Origin of the sequence: Streptomyces asiaticus (assembly GCF_018138715.1) — a bacterium.
In the GTDB taxonomy this organism is placed as follows: Bacteria; Actinomycetota; Actinomycetes; order Streptomycetales; family Streptomycetaceae; genus Streptomyces; species Streptomyces asiaticus.
Genome location: NZ_JAGSHX010000006.1, coordinates 1,670,729 through 1,687,716 on the forward strand (window position 1 = coordinate 1,670,729; position 16,988 = coordinate 1,687,716).

Annotated in this window: 14 protein-coding genes; 12 read left to right on the forward strand and 2 right to left on the reverse strand. The window is 71.9% G+C overall.

From position 1 onward, the window contains the following. Nucleotides 1-160 precede the first annotated feature (160 nt). The 10 genes from KHP12_RS14745 to KHP12_RS14790 all read left to right on the forward strand — a co-directional run bounded on the left by KHP12_RS14745 (nucleotide 161) and on the right by KHP12_RS14790 (nucleotide 12,885). Nucleotides 161-2,110, forward strand: a complete 1,950-nt coding sequence (locus KHP12_RS14745) for a molybdopterin oxidoreductase family protein (protein WP_086881202.1) — start codon at nucleotides 161-163, stop codon at nucleotides 2,108-2,110. A 2-nt stretch (nucleotides 2,111-2,112) separates the two neighbouring features. Beyond that, entirely contained in the window at nucleotides 2,113-3,951 is a 1,839-nt protein-coding gene (locus KHP12_RS14750) for an NADH-ubiquinone oxidoreductase-F iron-sulfur binding region domain-containing protein (protein ID WP_211833038.1), read from the forward strand. After that, the gene (locus KHP12_RS14755) at nucleotides 3,948-4,820 is read left to right on the forward strand and encodes a 2Fe-2S iron-sulfur cluster-binding protein (RefSeq protein ID WP_211833039.1); all 873 of its coding nucleotides are present in this window, start codon (nucleotides 3,948-3,950) and stop codon (nucleotides 4,818-4,820) included. Before KHP12_RS14750 ends, KHP12_RS14755 begins: the two co-directional genes overlap by 4 nt. 5 nt (nucleotides 4,821-4,825) lie before the next feature. Beyond that, nucleotides 4,826-5,692: a formate dehydrogenase accessory sulfurtransferase FdhD gene (gene fdhD, locus KHP12_RS14760; RefSeq protein ID WP_211833040.1), complete on the forward strand. Its 867-nt coding sequence runs from the start codon at nucleotides 4,826-4,828 to the stop codon at nucleotides 5,690-5,692. A 202-nt stretch (nucleotides 5,693-5,894) separates the two neighbouring features. Beyond that, nucleotides 5,895-6,479, forward strand: a complete 585-nt coding sequence (locus KHP12_RS14765) for a TetR/AcrR family transcriptional regulator (protein WP_086885351.1) — start codon at nucleotides 5,895-5,897, stop codon at nucleotides 6,477-6,479. A gap of 81 nt (nucleotides 6,480-6,560) precedes the next feature. Next, complete coding sequence (locus KHP12_RS14770; RefSeq protein WP_086885350.1) at nucleotides 6,561-8,000, forward strand: MFS transporter; 1,440 nt, start codon at nucleotides 6,561-6,563, stop codon at nucleotides 7,998-8,000. Further along, entirely contained in the window at nucleotides 7,997-8,755 is a 759-nt protein-coding gene (locus tag KHP12_RS14775; protein WP_086885349.1) for an SDR family NAD(P)-dependent oxidoreductase, read from the forward strand. The genes KHP12_RS14770 and KHP12_RS14775 overlap by 4 nt, the downstream gene beginning before the upstream one ends. Before the next feature lie 150 nt (nucleotides 8,756-8,905). Then, nucleotides 8,906-10,198, forward strand: a complete 1,293-nt coding sequence (locus KHP12_RS14780; protein ID WP_086885348.1) for a serine hydrolase domain-containing protein — start codon at nucleotides 8,906-8,908, stop codon at nucleotides 10,196-10,198. Between the two features lie 46 nt (nucleotides 10,199-10,244). Next, nucleotides 10,245-10,607, forward strand: coding sequence for a MerR family transcriptional regulator (locus KHP12_RS14785; RefSeq protein WP_037957777.1), 363 nt, complete (start codon nucleotides 10,245-10,247; stop codon nucleotides 10,605-10,607). Nucleotides 10,608-10,947: 340 nt separating this feature from the next. Continuing rightward, a complete protein-coding gene (locus KHP12_RS14790; RefSeq protein WP_211833041.1) occupies nucleotides 10,948-12,885 on the forward strand; it encodes an exo-alpha-sialidase in 1,938 nt (645 codons plus the stop codon). Here the strand turns inward: KHP12_RS14790 and KHP12_RS14795 are convergent. After that, on the reverse strand, nucleotides 12,882-13,340 hold the full coding sequence (locus KHP12_RS14795) for a VOC family protein (protein ID WP_086885346.1): 459 nt from the start codon (nucleotides 13,338-13,340) through the stop codon (nucleotides 12,882-12,884). The two genes, KHP12_RS14790 and KHP12_RS14795, sit on opposite strands and share 4 nt — an antisense overlap. A 647-nt stretch (nucleotides 13,341-13,987) precedes the next feature. On the opposite strand from KHP12_RS14795, the gene KHP12_RS14800 reads away from it, so the two are divergent. After that, nucleotides 13,988-14,734, forward strand: a complete 747-nt coding sequence (locus KHP12_RS14800) for a class I SAM-dependent DNA methyltransferase (protein WP_244203012.1) — start codon at nucleotides 13,988-13,990, stop codon at nucleotides 14,732-14,734. Nucleotides 14,735-14,736: 2 nt separating this feature from the next. Here the strand turns inward: KHP12_RS14800 and KHP12_RS14805 are convergent, their stop codons facing one another. Further along, complete coding sequence (locus KHP12_RS14805) at nucleotides 14,737-15,864, reverse strand: bile acid:sodium symporter family protein (RefSeq protein WP_246648563.1); 1,128 nt, start codon at nucleotides 15,862-15,864, stop codon at nucleotides 14,737-14,739. Nucleotides 15,865-16,018: 154 nt separating this feature from the next. Between KHP12_RS14805 and KHP12_RS14810 the strand changes: the two genes are divergently transcribed. After that, nucleotides 16,019-16,912, forward strand: coding sequence for a LysR substrate-binding domain-containing protein (locus tag KHP12_RS14810; protein WP_086883340.1), 894 nt, complete (start codon nucleotides 16,019-16,021; stop codon nucleotides 16,910-16,912). Nucleotides 16,913-16,988: the final 76 nt, after the last annotated feature.

A 16,988-nucleotide genomic window follows, 5' to 3' on the forward strand; every position in this document is an offset into this window, starting at 1 on the left:
CCGAGGTCCCATCACCGGGAGCCCGACGGGGGGTTGAGGTGTCGTCCGACTCCTTGACCCCCTTCTCGGGCATACTGTATTCAATATTCAGTCGACGATTCCCGGACGCTCGGTCCCCTCACGTCGCACCGCGCGGCGTGACCGCCGTAAGGAGCCCGTCGTGGCCCGTAACCGCCAGCGCAACCGACAGCAGAAGCAGTACCCGCGACTCACCCATCCCCTGGTGCGGGACTCGGTGAGCGGAGAGCTCCGCCGCGCCTCCTGGGACGAGGCGCTGAGCCGGGCCGCCGCCGGGTTCCGGGCCGTGACGGCGGCCCACGGGCCCGACGCGTTCGGCATGTTCTCCTGCGCCCGCGCCACCAACGAGATGAACTACGTGGCCCAGAAGTTCACCCGGGTGGTGATCGGCACCAACAACGTCGACTCCTGCAACCGCACCTGCCACGCGCCCAGCGTCGCGGGGCTGTCCGCCGTCTTCGGCTCCGGCGGCGGCACCTCGTCGTACGCGGAGGTCGAGGACACCGACCTCATCGTGATGTGGGGCTCCAACGCCCGCTTCGCGCACCCGATCTTCTTCCATCACGTCCTCAAGGGCATCCGCAACGGCGCCCGGATGTACGCCGTCGATCCGCGCCGCACCTCGACCGCCGAATGGGCGGAGAGCTGGCTGGGGCTCAATGTGGGCACCGACATCCCGCTCGCCCACGCCGTGGGCCGCGAGATCATCCACGCGGGGCTCGCCAACCGGGCCTTCATCGAGCGCGCGACCACCGGCTTCGAGGAGTACGCGGCCCATGTGGAGCCCTGGACCCTGAGCGTCGCGGAGAAGGTCACCGGCGTCCCGGCGGACGCCATCCGCGACCTCGCGCACGCCTATGCCACCGCCGAGCGCGCCCAGCTGTGCTGGACGCTCGGCATCACCGAGCACCACAACGGCACCGACAACGTCCGGGCGCTGATCAATCTCTCCCTGCTGACCGGCCATGTCGGCCGGTACGGCTGCGGGCTCCAGCCGCTGCGCGGCCAGAACAACGTGCAGGGCGGCGGCGACATGGGCGCCATCCCCAACCGGCTGCCCGGCTTCCAGGACATCCTGGACCCGCCCGTCCGGTCCAAGTTCGAGCGCGCCTGGGACGTGGTCATCCAGCCGCGCTACGGACTGAACCTCACCGAGATGTTCGAGGCCATGGAGGCGGGCGAACTGCGCGCCGTCTACTGCGTCGGCGAGAACCCGGCCCAGTCCGAGGCCGACACCGAGCAGGCCGTCCGGCGGATGGAGTCGCTGGAGCACCTGGTGGTGCAGGACATCTTCCTCACCAGGACCGCCGAGCTGGCCGATGTGGTGCTCCCGGCGACCGCCGGCTGGTGCGAGACGGAGGGCACCACCACCAACAGCGAGCGGCGCGTCCAGCGGGTGCGCAAGGCCGTGGAGCCGCCGGGCGAGGCGCGCGAGGACATCGACATCATCTGCGCGCTGGCGCGGCGGCTCGGCCACGACTGGAAGTTCGAGGGCGCGGAGGAGGTCTGGAACGAGCTGCGCGCCGTCTCCCCGGACCACTTCGGCATGACCTACGAGCGGCTGGAGGAGCACCAGGGCATCCAGTGGCCCTGCCCCAGCACCGACCGTCTCGAGCCCACCTATCTGCACGGCCGCCTGTGGGAGAACGATCCGGCGCTGCGCGGTCCGCTCGCCCCCTTCGGCCCGGTGAAGCACGATCCGCCGGTCGATCTGACCGATGACACCTTCCCGATCCGGCTCACGACGGGACGGCGCCTGGACTCGTACAACACCGGGGTGCAGAGCGGGGGTTTCGCCTCTCCGCTGCGGCGCGGCGAGTACATCGAGCTGTGCCCGGAGGACGCGGCCCGCTACCGGGTGGAGGCCGAGGAGCGGGTGCGGGTCACCTCGCGGCGCGGTTCGGTGGTTGCTCCGGTGTGGATCGATCCCGGGCTGCGGCCGGGGCTCGCCTTCATGACCATGCACTTCCCCGACGAGGTGGACACCAACTCCCTGACGATCGAGGCGAACTGCCCCATCGCGGGGACGGCGGAGTTCAAGGCGTCGGCCATAAGGATCGAGAAGATTCCCGTGACCGCCGTAAGGAGCTGATCGTGGATCTGCGGTTCGGTGACAGCAAGCCCACGGACGAGGAGCGGGCGGCGGTCGACGCGCTGCTCGGCCCGCCCGAGTCCGCCTGGGAGGGCGCGGACGACCGTACGGACACGGATCTGCGCTGGGCGCGCGGCGGCCGCGAGGCACGGGAGCGGCGCGATCTGCTGCTGCCCGGACTGCACGCCCTCAACGACCGGGTGGGCTGGATCAGCGAGGGCGGCCTGGACTATCTGTGCCGCCGGCTGACGGTCCCTCCGGCCGAGGGCTACGGGGTGGCGACCTTCTACGCGATGTTCGCGGTGAAACCCCGTCCGGCGACCGTCGTCCACGTCTGTACGGATCTGGCGTGCGCGGCCCGGGGCTCCGCCCAGGTGTGCGCGGAGCTCGAACGGGACGTGGGCCCGGCGGGCTCGGCGGGGTCCGGGGCGGTCTGGCAGCCCAGTCCGTGCCTGGGCCTGTGCGAGCGCGCCCCGGCGGCCCTGGCCATCCGCGCGGGCGAGGCCCCGCGGGCCGCGGTCGTCGCCCCCGCCACCGCCGAGGCGGTCGCCGACGCGGCGTCCGCGCCGCACGAGGCGGCAGCCGAGCCGCCCGCGGTGGCCGCGGTCCACCAGGCCGGCGCCGACGGCCTGGTGCTGCTGCGCCGGGTCGGGGTGGTCGACCCGGGGTCGCTCGACGACTACCGTGCCCACGGCGGATACGCCGCTCTGCGGCGCGCGTTCGCGCTCGGGCCCGCCGGGGTGATCCGGGAGGTGACCGAGTCGGGTCTGGTCGGGCGGGGCGGGGCCGCGTTCCCGACCGGGCGGAAGTGGTCGGCCACCGCCCAGCAGCCCGACCAGCCGCACTACCTGGTCTGCAACGCCGACGAGAGCGAACCGGGCACCTTCAAGGACCGGGTCCTGATGGAGGGCGATCCCTACGCCCTCGTCGAGGCCATGACCGTCGCGGGCTACGCCACCGGGGCCCACCGCGGCTATCTGTATCTGCGCGGCGAGTACCCGCGCGCGCTGCGCCGGCTGCGCACCGCCATCGACCGGGCCCGGGCCCGTGGATTCCTCGGTGAGGACGTCATGGGCCAGGGATTCGCGTTCGACATCGAGATCCGGCGCGGCGCGGGCGCGTACATCTGCGGCGAGGAGACCGCGATCTTCAACTCGATCGAGGGGCGGCGCGGTGAACCGCGCAGCAAACCGCCCTTCCCGGTCGAGAAGGGGCTGTTCGGCAAGCCGACCGCGGTCAACAACGTGGAGACCCTGGTCAATGTGTTGCCGATTCTGATCGAGGGCGCACAGGCGTATGCGCGTACCGGCACCGGCACCTCGACCGGCACCAAGCTGTTCTGCGTCTCCGGCACGGTCGCCAGGCCCGGCGTCTACGAGCTGCCGTTCGGGGCGACGCTGCGGGAGCTGCTGGAGCTCGCGGGGCCGCCCGAGACCCTGCGCGCGGTCCTGCTCGGCGGCGCCGCGGGCGGCTTCGTACGCCCCGACGAGCTGGACGTGCCGCTGACCTTCGAGGGCACGCGCGCGGCGGGCACCACGCTCGGCTCGGGGGTGGTGCTGGTGCTGGACGAGGGCGTCGAGCTGCCCCGCATCCTGCTGCGTATCGCGGAGTTCTTCCGCGACGAGTCCTGCGGCCAGTGCGTCCCCTGCCGGGTGGGCACCGTACGGCAGGAGGAGGCGCTGCACCGGCTCAAGGACCGTACGGGCGCCGCCGCGGCCGGGGACATCGCGCTGCTGCGCGAGGTCGGCCAGGCCATGCGGGACGCCTCGATCTGCGGTCTGGGCCAGACCGCCTGGAACGCCGTGGAGTCCGCCATCGACCGCCTGGGAGCCTTCAAGTGACCGCGATACCGCTGCGACCCCCGCGCCGACTGGTCGACCTCACCCTGGACGGCGAACCGGTCCGCGCCCCGGAGGGCAGCACCCTGCTGGACGCGTGCCGTGCCGCGGGCAAGGACATCCCGACCCTGTGCCAGGGCGACACACTCACCCCGAAGAACGCCTGCCGGGTGTGTGTGGTGGAGGTGGAGGGCGCCCGCACCCTCGCCCCCGCGTGCTCCCGCCGGGTGGAGCAGGGCATGGAGGTGCGCACGGACACCGAGCGGGCCCGGCACAGCCGTAAGGTCGTCCTGGAGCTGCTGGCCTCCTCAACCGATCTGGCCACGACCCCGCGCGCCGCCGAGTGGATCGAGAAGTACGGGGCCGAGCCGGACCGCTTCGGCGCGGACGCGGCCCGGGTGGCCGAGGAGCCGAAGGTCGACAACGACCTGTACGTCCGCGACTACGACAAATGCATCCTCTGCTACAAGTGCGTGGACGCCTGCGGTGAGCAGTGGCAGAACACCTTCGCGATCGCGGTCGCGGGCCGCGGCTTCGACGCCCGGATCTCCACCGAGCACGACGCGCCCCTCACCGACTCCGCGTGTGTCTACTGCGGCAACTGCATCGAGGTGTGCCCGACCGGCGCGCTGAGCTTCAAGACGGAGTTCGACATGCGGGCGGCCGGGACGTGGGACGAGGCGGCCCAAACGGAGACGACCACGGTGTGCGCCTACTGTGGTGTGGGCTGCAATCTCACCCTCCATGTGCAGGACAATGAGATCGTGAAGGTCACCTCGCCGCACGACAACCCCGTCACGCACGGGAACCTGTGCATCAAGGGCCGATTCGGGTACCAGCACGTACAGAACCACGCACAGAACCGGGACTGATCGACATGGGACGGGTCACCGAGCGACGCCGCGTCATCCGCATCCGGGACGGGGCGGTCAGCACCCGGCCGGACACCCTCGTGGCGGAGGAGCCGCTTGAGATCCGGCTGAACGGCAAACCGCTGGCCATCACCATGCGCACGCCGGGCGACGACTTCGCCCTCGCCGCCGGGTTCCTGGTGAGCGAGGGCGTCCTCGGGCGCGCGGACGAGCTGGCGAACATCGTCTACTGCGCGGGCGCCACCCAGGACGGATCCAACACCTACAACGTGGTGGATGTGACGCTGGCGCCGGGCGTGCCGGTCCCGGACATCACGCTCGAGCGCAATGTCTACACGACGTCGTCCTGCGGCCTGTGCGGCAAGGCCAGCCTGGACGCGGTGCGGACGACCGCGCGCTGGCCGCTGGCGGACGGCCTCGAGGACGCCGGGGGCTCCGCCGTCCGGATCGAGCCTGAGACGCTCACGGTGCTCCCTGACCGGCTCCGCGCGGCGCAGCGCGTCTTCGACCGGACCGGCGGTCTGCACGCGGCGGCGCTGTTCAGCCCGGACGGTGAGCTGCTGGACCTGCGGGAGGACGTGGGGCGGCACAACGCGGTGGACAAGCTGGTGGGGCGGGCGCTCCAGCAGGGCCTGCTGCCGCTGTCGGGGTCGGTGCTGATGGTCTCGGGGCGCGCCTCCTTCGAGCTGGCGCAGAAAGCCGTGATGGCGGGGATCCCGGTGCTGGCGGCGGTGTCGGCGCCCTCCTCGCTGGCGGTGGATCTGGCGGCGGAGACGGGGCTGACCCTGGTCGGCTTCCTCCGCGGCACCTCGATGAACGTGTACGCGGGCGAGCAGCGGCTCGCCCTGCGGACAGCGGTTGGCGGGGCCTGAGAAGCGGTCCGCCCGCTGCACGGGTTGGCGGGCCGGCCGACGGGGAGCGCCCCCTGCGTCGGCCGGCCCCTACCGGGCCCGGTGGCCCCGCCGCCCCACAGTCCCGTAGCTACGTTCCGCGTTCGGGCCTACGTTCCGCGTCCGGGGCTTCACTCGAAAGTGTTCTTGACCGCTCGTTCTGATTAGGTGCTACGGTTGGGCCATGGCCAGAACGAAGGAATTCGATCCAGAGGCCGCCCTCCAGTCGGCTCTCGAGCTGTTCTGGCAGCGCGGCTATGAAGCGACCTCGATGGCGGACCTCGTCGACTACCTCGGCATCGGCCGCGCCAGTATCTACGCGACCTTCGGCAGCAAGCACGAGCTGTACCTGAAGGCCATGGACCGCTACGCGGAGACGCGCGACCCGTCCCTGCTGGCCGAGCTGTCCCAGCCCGGTCCCGCGCTGCCCGCGGTGCGGGCGGTGGTGCGCCGTTTCGCCGAGGAGGCCGCCTCCCCGGAGCTGCGGCGGGCCGGCTGCCTGGTGACCAACACGGCGGCCGAGCTGGCGCCGCACGACCCGGCGGCGGCCCGCCGGGTGGAGCTCAGCTGGGACCGCGTGGAGACCCCGCTGTGTTCCGCGCTGATACGGGCCCAGGCCCAGGGGGAGCTCCCCGAGGACCGCGACCCCCGCGCGCTGGCGCGGATGCTGTTCGTGCTGTTGCAGGGGCTGCGGGTGGTCGGCAAGGCGTCGGACGACCCGGCCCGGGTGCGGGACGCGGCGGAGCAGGCGCTGGCACTGCTGGACTGAATTTCTCACGATCACGGGAGTCACACAGAGTCCATTCGCATGCCCTTATATTAAAACGATCGGTCAAATATTGGGGGAGAGATGACCGTCACCGACACCCCGTGCGACCCCGACACCGATACCAACGCGGACACGGGCCCCAACCCCACCACCCTCACGACCCACCATCGCCGGGCCTTCGCCCTGCTCGGCTCCGTCCAGATCACCCTGATCTTCACGCTCGCGGCGATCGCCGTGCCGCTGCCCGAGATCGGCCGGGTCTTCGGCCTGGAGCGGGCCGATCTGATCCTGCTCAGCGCCGCCTACGGGCTGACCTTCGCCGGGCTGCTGCTCTTCGGCGGGCGCCTCTCCGACCGCTACGGCGGGCGGCGGGCCCTCACCGCCGGGCTCATCCTGTTCGCCGCCGCCTCGGCCGCCGCCCCGTTCGCCCCCGGTATCGGGACCCTGCTCGCGGCCCGGTTCGCCCAGGGCGCGGGTGCGGCCCTGACAGCGCCCGCCGCCATGACCGTGCTGCGCGCCGTCTTCCCCGCTCCCACCGTCTACGGCAAGGCGATGGCGACCTGGGGCGGGCTCTCCGTGCTCGGCGCGACCGCGGGCAATCTGCTCTCCGGTGTGATAGCCGAGCTGCTGTCCTGGCGGTGGAGCTTCGCCGTACCGCTGGCGGTGGCCGTGGCCGCCCTCGTCCTCGCGCCCCGGCTGCTGCCGGACACCCCGCCGAGCCGGGGCCGGGCGCTCGATCTGCCGGGCGCGCTGCTGGCCACGGCCGGGATCACGCTCGCAAGTTATGGGCTCGTGGTCACCGACGCCCTGCCCTGGTTCTCGGCCGGGGTGCTGGTGCCCCTGCTCATCGGAGCCGCGCTGCTCATCGCGTTCTGGTACGCGGAGCGCCGGGCGGGCGACCCGCTGCTGCCGCCCCGCTTCCTGCTGGACCGGCGGCGGGCGCTCGCCCTCGCGGCCATCGCCTTCAGCGCCTGTGCGACCGCGATGACCTTTGTGACCCTCTCGCTCCATCTCCAACAGGACCGTGACTGGTCGCCGCTGCGAACGTCGGCCGCCTTTGTGCCGTTCGCCATCGCCCTGCTCACCTCGGGCCGGGCGGCCGGGCCACTGATAGCCCGCTTCGGCCCCCGCGTCGTCACCGCCGCCGGGCTGGCCACGGCCGGGGCCGGGCTGGCGCTGCTCGCCCTCACCGGGCTCGACCCGCACGCCGCGTATGCCTCGGCGCTGCTGCCGGGGCTGGTGCTGCTGCCGGCCGGTGCCGCCGCCTCCTTCGCCGGGGCCGCCGTGCTCACCACCCATGGGGTGCCGCATGAGCGGACCGGACTCGCCGGCGGGGTGCTGAACACCGCGATGGAGCTCGGCCCGACCGTGGTCTTCGCCATCGTGCTCACCTTCGGCAGCGATGCCGTCTCCCTCGCCGCGACGGGGGCCGCGCTCGCTCTCGTCGCCGCCCTGAACCTCCGCGTCCAGCGGAGCCGTCCGTCCCGTCCCTCCTCTCTTCCTCAAGGAGCCACGCAGTGAACCGCTTCACCGGAAAGACCGCCCTCGTCACCGGAGCGGGCACCGGTCTCGGCCGTGCCATCGCGCTCGCCTTCGCCGCCGAAGGCGCCTCCGTGGTGGCCGCGGGCCGCACCGAATCCACGCTGGCCGAGACGGTCCGCCTCATCGAGGCCGCCGATGGCCGGGCCGCCGCCGTGACCGCCGATGTCACCGACTCCGGGCAGCTGCGGGAACTGGTGCACGCCGCCGTCGCCCGCTTCGGCGGACTGGACATCGCCGTCAACAACGCCGGGATACTGCGCGGCAAGGGGCCCGTCGGCGAGATCAGCGAGGAGGACTGGGAGGCGGTGCTGCGCACCAATGTCACCGGTGTCTGGCTGGCCATGAAGCACCAGATCGCGCATATGAAGGAGCACGGCGGCGGGGCGATCGTCAATGTCTCCTCCAACCTGGGCGCCCATCTGCGGGTATCGGGCCTCGGCGCCTACAGCACCTCCAAGGCGGCGGTCGCCACGCTGACCCGGATCGCCGCGCTCGACCACATCCACCAGGGCGTCCGGATCAACGCGGTCAGCCCCGGCGCCTCCGACGGCCCCATGTCGCTGTTGCCGGGTGAGACGGAGGCCGACCGCGCCGAGCGGGCGAAGAGCGAGACTCCGCTGGGCCGGGTGGCGGAGGCGGACGAGATCGCGGCTGCCGTGCTCTACCTCGCCTCACCGGCGGCGGGCGCCGTGGTCGGCACGGATCTCGTGGTGGACAGCGGCTCGTCGGCCTGACCGGCCCCGAGCGCCCGGCCGGAGCCCAGCCGGAGCTCGACCGAAGTCGGCCGAAGCCCGGCTGGAACCCGGCCATGGGGCTGTCCCTACCCGAACCCCGGGGGCTTGCCGCATGGCCGGGGCACCACCGCTCCCGGAAGCTGGTGAGACATGAACGCACCCACGAAGCGCCCTCGTTTACGCCTCGTCACAGCCGCCGCCGTCACCGCCGCCCTCCTCGGCGGTGCGGCCGCGGTCCCGGCCGCCGCCACAGCACCGGAATCCGGCTCCGCCTCGTCCACCGACTCCACCGGCTCCGCCGACTCCTCCGCCCCCACGGGCCGGCGGCTCACCGAGGCCGAGTTGCGGCGTGCGGTGGCCCGGACTCTGGAGGACGCCGGATTCATCGGCATCACCGTGGAGGTGCGCGACGGCCACCGCCGGATCCACGCCCGCGCGGGCGAGGCGGAGCGCAACACCGGCCGCCCCATGCCGTACGGGGCGCACTACCGGGCCGCGAGCGTCACCAAGTCCTTCGTGGCCACGGTCGTGCTCCAACTGGTCGCCGAGGGGCGGCTCTCGCTGAGCGACCCGGTGGACAAGTGGCTGCCGGGCGTGGTGAGCGGCAATGGCAACGACGGCCGCCGGATCACCGTCAGGAATCTGCTCCAGCACACCAGCGGCATCCACAACTACGCCTACAGCGACGACACCGGCGACTCGGCGGCGGACTTCGAGCGGACCCGGTTCGGCCATGTCTCCCCCGAGCGGGTGGTCGCCGGGGCGATGAAGCACCGGCCCGACTTCCCGCCCGCTTCGGCCGATGACCCGAAGCCCGACTGGAACTACTCCAACCCCGGCTATGTCCTGGCCGGAATGATCATCCAGAAGGTCACCGGACGGGCCTGGCCGGAGGAGGTCCGCGACCGCGTCATCCGCCCGCTGGGCCTGACCGGCACCTCCGAGCCCGGGGACGATCCGCGGATCAAGGCCCCGTACGCCCATACGTATCAGCGCTTCCCCGGCTCCGACAGCTGGACGGACACCACGCTGCGGAACGTCTCCTGGGGCGGTGCGGCCGGTTCCATCATCACCACCGATCGCGATCTGGACCGGTTCTACACCGCCCTGTTGAGCGGCCGTCTGCTGCCCCCGGCGCAGCTGGCCGAGATGCGCCGGACGGTCCCCGTGGGGCCGGACTTCGAGGTGGCCTTCCCCCACGCCCAGTACGGGCTCGGGATGATCCGCCAGCCGCTCAGCTGCGGCGGCTACCGCTGGGGCCACGGCGGCGACCTCGAAGGGGCCACGGTGCGTACCGGCTTCACCGAGGGCGGGCGGCGCTCGGTGACCATCAGTTCCAGCGGGAAGACCGCCGATGACGAGCAGCTGCTCCGGGCCGAGAAGGTCATGCAGGGCCTTATCGACCGGGTTCTGTGCGAGGGGATCGGAGGCCGTAAACTCTGACACGCATTGGAGGGTTCGGAGGCGAACGGCCGCGAGGAGGAGGCCCATGCGGATCGGCGAGCTGTCCCGCCGCACCGGGGTGAACGAACGGCTGCTGCGCTACTACGAACAGCAGGGCCTCCTCCGGCCCGAGCGGCTGCCCAGCGGCTATCGCGCGTACCGCGCGTCCGATGTGGCGGTGGTGCGGCGCATCCGCGCGCTGCTGGCGGCCGGGCTGTCGACGGCGACCATCTCCCAGGTCCTGCCGTGTCTCCACGACGACGGTGAGCACCTCGTGCCCACCTGCCCGGATCTGCTGGGCGAACTGCGCGCCGAGCGGGACCGGATGACCTCGGCCATCGAGGAGCTCGAGCTGTCCCGGTCGCTGCTGGACCGGGTCATCACGGCGGGTCAGACGGCCATGGGCTGACCGAGGCGGGGCGCCATCCGGGGGCGGGCACCGTCCCCCTCGCGCCCCGCCCTCACCTCAACTGGCGCAGCGTCACGAGGATATGACGCACGGTCCTTGTCCCGGGCGACCACAGGACGAGACACTTTCAGCCGCAGTCATGTGTGAGACATGGGATGTCTTGATGTCCTGACGGCATGATGCCTCATGGCGTGATGCCTGACGGCCTCGACGTCCAGATGCCGATGCCTCAACAAGGCAGTCTGAAGGGCAGGCCGTGACCATGGCGTCAGTTCTCCGCACACGTCCCCGCAGCAGACCTCCCCGCTCCCGTACCAGACCGTGGCGGCGGCGCGCCTCCGTGCTCCTCACCGCCGTGGCGCTGGCCCTGATCCCGCTTCCGGTACGGGCCGCGGACACGGATTCCTCCGCGTCCGCGGCCCGCGCCGACTCCGGCTCCAGCTCCGGCTCCAGCTCCGGCTCCAGCTCCGACTCCGGCTTCGAACAACAGGTCCTCTTCAAGTCTGCCCAGGAACAGGGCTACTCCTGCTTCCGGATCCCGGCGGTCGTCAAGGCCAAGGACGGCACCCTGCTGGCCTTCGCCGAGGGCCGGGTCGACAACTGCGGTGACGCCGGGGACATCGATCTGGTCCTCAAGCGCTCCACCGACGGCGGCCGCACCTGGGGCCCGCTCCAGGTGGTCAACGACGGCAACGGTGACACCCACGGCAACCCCGCGCCCATCGTGGACCAGCGCACCGGCCGCGTCGTGCTCGCCAGCACCTACAACACCGGCCGCGACGACTCCCAGAGCTGCGACGTCCCCTGTGACCGCTCCCCGCACCTCCAGTACAGCGACGACAACGGCGCCACCTGGTCGGCCCCGCGCGATCTGAGCTCCTCACTGATGCCGGCCCAGTGGAACTCCTGGTACGCCACCGGCCCCGTCCACGGCATCCAGCTCCAGCGCGGACGCCACAAGGGCCGGCTGGTCTTCACCCTCAACACCGAGAGCTTCAGCGGCGGCCGCATCACCGACAACCACGCCGCGCTCGCCTACAGCGACGACGGCGGCGACCGCTGGCGCATCGGCGCGGTGGACAGCTATCCGCTCGCGGAGGACGGCACCTTCCGCCAGAAGCCGTCCGAGATGACGCTGGTGGAGCGGGCCGACGGCTCGATCTACGTCAACGGCCGGGAGCAGGACGGCACCGATCTCGGCCACCGCGACTACGCCATCAGCCGGGACGGCGGCCAGAGCTTCACCGCGCCCTTCCGCACCATCCCCGATCTGCCCACCCCTCAGGTGCAGGGCTCGATCCTGCGGCTGCGCGACCCGGCCCGCGACGGCTACAGCCGACTGCTCTTCTCCGCCCCCGCCGACCCCGACCGCCGCCGCACCATGATGGTCCGCTCCTCCTGGGACGAGGCCCGTACCTGGGACGGTGTCGACCGCGGCAAGGTCGTCACCACCGACTGGTCCGGCTACTCGGACATGGTCGCGATCTCCCGCGACACGGTGGGGTTGCTGTACGAGGGCGGTGCGGTGGACGCCCGTGACGAGATCCGCTTCGCCCGCTTCACCGAGGACTGGCTGGGCTCCCGGCGGCCGCCCTCCCCCACCACCGACGACCGCGCGCCCGGCGCCCGGCCCGCAACCGTGCTCGGCGGCGCGGCGGGGCGTGACGACGGCCGCTTCGGCGACGCGCTGTCGTTCGACGGCACGGACGACGCCGTACGGGTCCCGTACCGGAACGCCCTGCCGCTCGGCACCCGCGACTTCACCGTGAGCCTGTGGTTCCGCTACTCGGCCGCCTCCGGGCAGCATCCGTTCCTGTGGATGGGCGGCATCGGCAACAAACAGCCACAGGTCTGGCTGCGGGGTGAGCCCGGGAGCAACCGGATCCGGGCGCTGATGACCACGGTCAACGGCTTCGCCACCTTCACCAGTGCCTCGGTGTCCACCGACGCCGCGTACAACGACGGGCAGTGGCACCACATCGCCCTCGTCCGCAGCGGCGGACGGCTCTCCCTCACCGTGGACGGGGGCACCGCGGTCACCGCCCCCGACGCCCCGGGCACCGTGAGCCGCACCGCGCCCTTCGGCCTCCATCTCGGCCAGGCCGTGGACAGCCGGTCCTCTATGACGGGCGATCTCGATGAGTTCCGCCTGTACGCCCGCGCCCTGTCCGACACCGAACTGCGCCGCGTCCGCGAGTTCAACGCCCCGCTCGACGACCCTCACTCCGGCGCCCTCGTCCACCTCCCGCTCGACCGCGTGCGGTCATCCCACGGCTAGACGACGCAGAACTCATTGCCCTCCGGGTCCTGGAGCACCACCGCGTAGTGCTCCATCTCCGGCTCGTCCATGATCCGCTGGACCGTGGCTCCGGCCTTCTTCAGCCGGTCCACGGTCGCGGTGACGCGCTCGGTGCGGACCGCGAGGGGCACATCCCGCCCACCGCCCACCTTCAGATCGAGATGCAGCCGGTTCTTGGTGACCTTGGACTCCGGAACCTGCTGGAACCACACCCGCGGGCCCTGCCCCTCCGGATCCACGATGGACTCCGGGGTCTCCCCGGCCCCGGGGGGCAGCTCCTCCGCGGGCACCCCCATGTCCGCCCAGTACTCCCGCCAGGTGGCTTGGCCGCCCGGCGGGGGCTCGGGCACATAGCCCAGGGCCTCGGACCAGAAGGCCACCATCCGGTGTGGCTCGGCACAGTCGATGGTCAGTTGCAGCGTGAGCGTCGTCATGTCCGAAGCCTCTCAGAGGGGTCTGACAACGGGGCCCGGCGTGGTGCGTCCCGCTTGAGCGGTGTCCGACGGATCGTGTCGCCTGCGGCGGGCTGCTTTCCCCTCCCCGCCCCTTCCCGAAACTGGGGCTCCGCCCCAGCCCCCGGAATCCAGGGGCGAAGCCCCCTGCCACGCGGCCGAGCCACATTTCGATACCACGGGAAGAAGCCACCGGCACCCAGCGCCATCCGACGGACCCCAACGCCCGGCGCAGCGGCTGCTCCACCCCCACCCCAAACCCCGGAGTCCAGGGGCGAAGCCCCCTGCCACGCGGCCGAGCCGCACGTCGATCCCGCCGGAAGGGGCTACCCGCACCCAGGGGCGTCCGACGGGCCCCAACGCCTGGGACCGGACTGCTCCGCCCCCACCCCAGACCCCGGAATCCAGGCGCAAAACCTCCCACGCCGCCGAGCCGCACATCGACGCCACACGAAGGAGCCACCCGCACCCAGCGCCATCCGACAGACCCCAACGCCTGGCAGCGGGCTGCTCAGCCAACCCCGGGGTCCAGGGGCGGGGCCCTGGTAGTGGGAAGGGGCGGGGAGGGGAAAGCATCGATATGCGGCTCCGCCGCGTGGTCCGCCGGGCCCCCGCTAGGGTGTTCAGCCGTGACCGAAGCCGACTTCCTCCACTCCACCCGGGCGTCCTACGACGCCATGGCCCTTGACTACGACGAGCGTTTCCGCGATGAACTGGCGGCCCAGACGCTGGAACGGGCGATGTTCGCCGGTTTCGCCGAGCTGGTGCGGAACGCCGGGGGCGGACCGGTGGCCGATGTGGGCTGCGGGCCGGGCCGGGTGACCGCGCATCTCCACGGTCTGGGGCTGTCCGTGTACGGGATCGACCTGTCGCCGCGGATGGTGGAGCTGGCCCGGCGGGAGCACCCCGGGCTGCGGTTCGAGGAGGGGTCGATGCTGGCCCTGGACATCCCGGACGGCACCCTCGCCGCCGTGGTGGCGTGGTACTCCACGATCCACATTCCGCAGGAGCGGCTGCCGGATGTGTTCGCCGAGTTCCACCGGGTGCTGGCCCCCGGTGGATACGTGCTGGTGGGCTTCCAGGTGGGCGATGAGCAGCGGGACTACACGGAGGCGTTCGGCCATGAGGTGTCGCTGACCTTCCGCCGGTGGCAGCCGGACCGGATCGCCGAGTTGCTGGCCGGGGCCGGACTGCCGGTCCACGCCCGGACCTTCCGGGAACCGGAGCGCTGGGAACCCACCCCGCAGGCGTCTCTCATCGCCCGCAAGCCGCTGCCGCCTGCCGAAGACGGCGACGGAGATGCGGATGGAGATGCGGATGGAGACGGCGACCGAGACGGAGACCAGACCGTCGGAAACCCGGCCGCCACCCGCTGACGTCAGACGCGGGTCAGGGCAGGGTCGTCCGCGCTGTCCGTATCAGCCTGAGCCACGGACGACCGGTTCCCGGCTTCCGTCCCCGCCGCCTCCGGCGCCCGCGCCGCGAAGCGGCGGGCCAGCACCGCGCAGACCATCAGCTGCATCTGGTGGAAGAGCATCAGCGGCAGCACCGCCAGGCTCGCCTGGGCTCCGAAGAGCACGCTCGCCATCGGCAGCCCGGCGGCCAGGCTCTTCTTCGACCCCGCGAACACGATCGTGATCCGGTCCTCGCGGACGAAGCCCAGCTTCCGCGAGCCGTACGAGGTGAGCGTGAGCATCACCGTGAGCAGGACCGCCTCGACGCCGAGCAGGATCGCCAGCCGCGCCGGGGTCACCTGGTGCCAGATGCCCCGGACCATGCCCTCGCTGAACGCCGCGTAGACCACGAGCAGCACCGAGCCCCGGTCCACAAGACGCAGCACCGCCCGGTGGCGCGAGATGAAGCCGCCGATCCAGCGGCGCAGCAGCTGACCGGCGAGGAAGGGGGCCAGCAGCTGAAGCCCGATCTTGATCATCGAGTCGGCCGAGAAGCCGCCTCCGCTGCCCCCCAGCAACAGCGCGACCAGCGCCGGGGTGACCACCACGCCGAGCAGGCTGGAGAAGGAGCCCGCGCAGATCGCGGCGGCCGCATTGCCCCGGGCGATCGAGGTGAAGGCGATGGAGGACTGGACCGTGGAGGGCACCAGGCACAGGAAGAGCAGCCCGGTGTAGAGGGGATGCGTCAGCACGTACGGCACCAGGCCGCGCGCGGCCAGGCCGAGGGCCGGGAAGATGACGAAGGTGCACACCAGCACGGTCAGATGGAGCCGCCAGTGGCGCACCCCGTCCAGCGCCTCCCGGGTGGAGAGCCGGGCGCCGTAGAGGAAGAAGAGGAAGGCGACCGCGACCGTGGTGGCCCCGTCGGTGATGGTGGCGGCCCGGCCGCTGACCGGGAGCAGCACGGCGAGCGCCACGGTGCCGATGAGCCCGAGGATGAAACCGTCCAGGGGGAGCCAGGAGGGAAGGGCGGGAAGGGCAGGAAGGGCGATCTTGCGCAGACGCAGGCGGTGCGGGCGGTGCGAGGGGTGCGGGCGGTGCGGGCTGGGCATTCGTTCTCTTTCTCGCTCTTTCTCGGCTGGCCTGGCATTTTCGGACACGGACGGGGCCCCGTTCATCATGCTCTCGATCAAGGCCATCGGGAATCCCGTATACCGCTCTGACTGTCATCGCGTCCCGTGATGGCCTCGGCGTACAGTGGCCGCCATGTACGACCCCGCCCAGCTCCGGACGTTTCTCGCGGTGTCCCAGACCCTCAGCTTCACCCAGGCCGCCGACCGCCTCGGGGTGCGCCAGTCCACCGTGAGCCAGCAGGTGCGCAAGCTGGAGGCGGCCGTGGGGCGGCAGCTCTTCGCCCGCGACACCCACGGGGTGGAGCTGACCGAGGACGGCGAGGCGATGCTGGGGTTCGCCCGCTCCATCCTGGAGGCGAACGAGCGGGCGGCGAGCTGGTTCCGGGGCACCCGGCTGCGCGGCCGGCTGCGCTTCGGCGCCTCGGAGGACTTCGTGGTCACCCGGCTGCCGGAGATCCTGGAGGGGTTCCGCCGCGACCATCCCGAGGTGGACCTGGAGCTCACCGTCGAGCTGTCGGGCACCCTGCACGAGCGGCTGGAGGCGGGCAAGCTGGATCTGGTGCTGGCCAAGCGGTCGGAGGACCGGCCGGGCGGGCAGCTGGTGTGGCGGGACCGGCTGGTGTGGATCGGCGCCGAGCGGCTGCGGCTGGATCCGGACCGTCCGCTGCCCCTGATCGTCTTCCCGCCGCCCGGGCTGACCCGGGCCCGCGCGCTGGATGTGCTGGAGCGGCACGGCAGGTCATGGCGGATCGTGTGCACCAGCGGCAGTCTCAACGGACTGGTCGCGGCGGCCCGCGCCGGGCTCGGGGTGATGGCCCACACCCATGGCCTGATTCCGCCCGGCCTGGCGCCGGTCCCCGAACGGGCCGGACTGCCCGACCTCGGCCCGGTGGATTTCGTACTGTTGTACGGAAAGCGTCGGCGGGAGGACGCCTCGCACGCCGCCGCGGAGCGACTCGCCGCCGCGATCCTGGCCGGGCCTGTGCCACGATCGGAGAGATTTCGTGCAGAAGACCGTTACATATGAGCCACACACGCGGCGCATAGGACCAGACTCCACGCAATCCGCCCTCGCCAACGCCTGATTGGTGCCCTTTCACCTC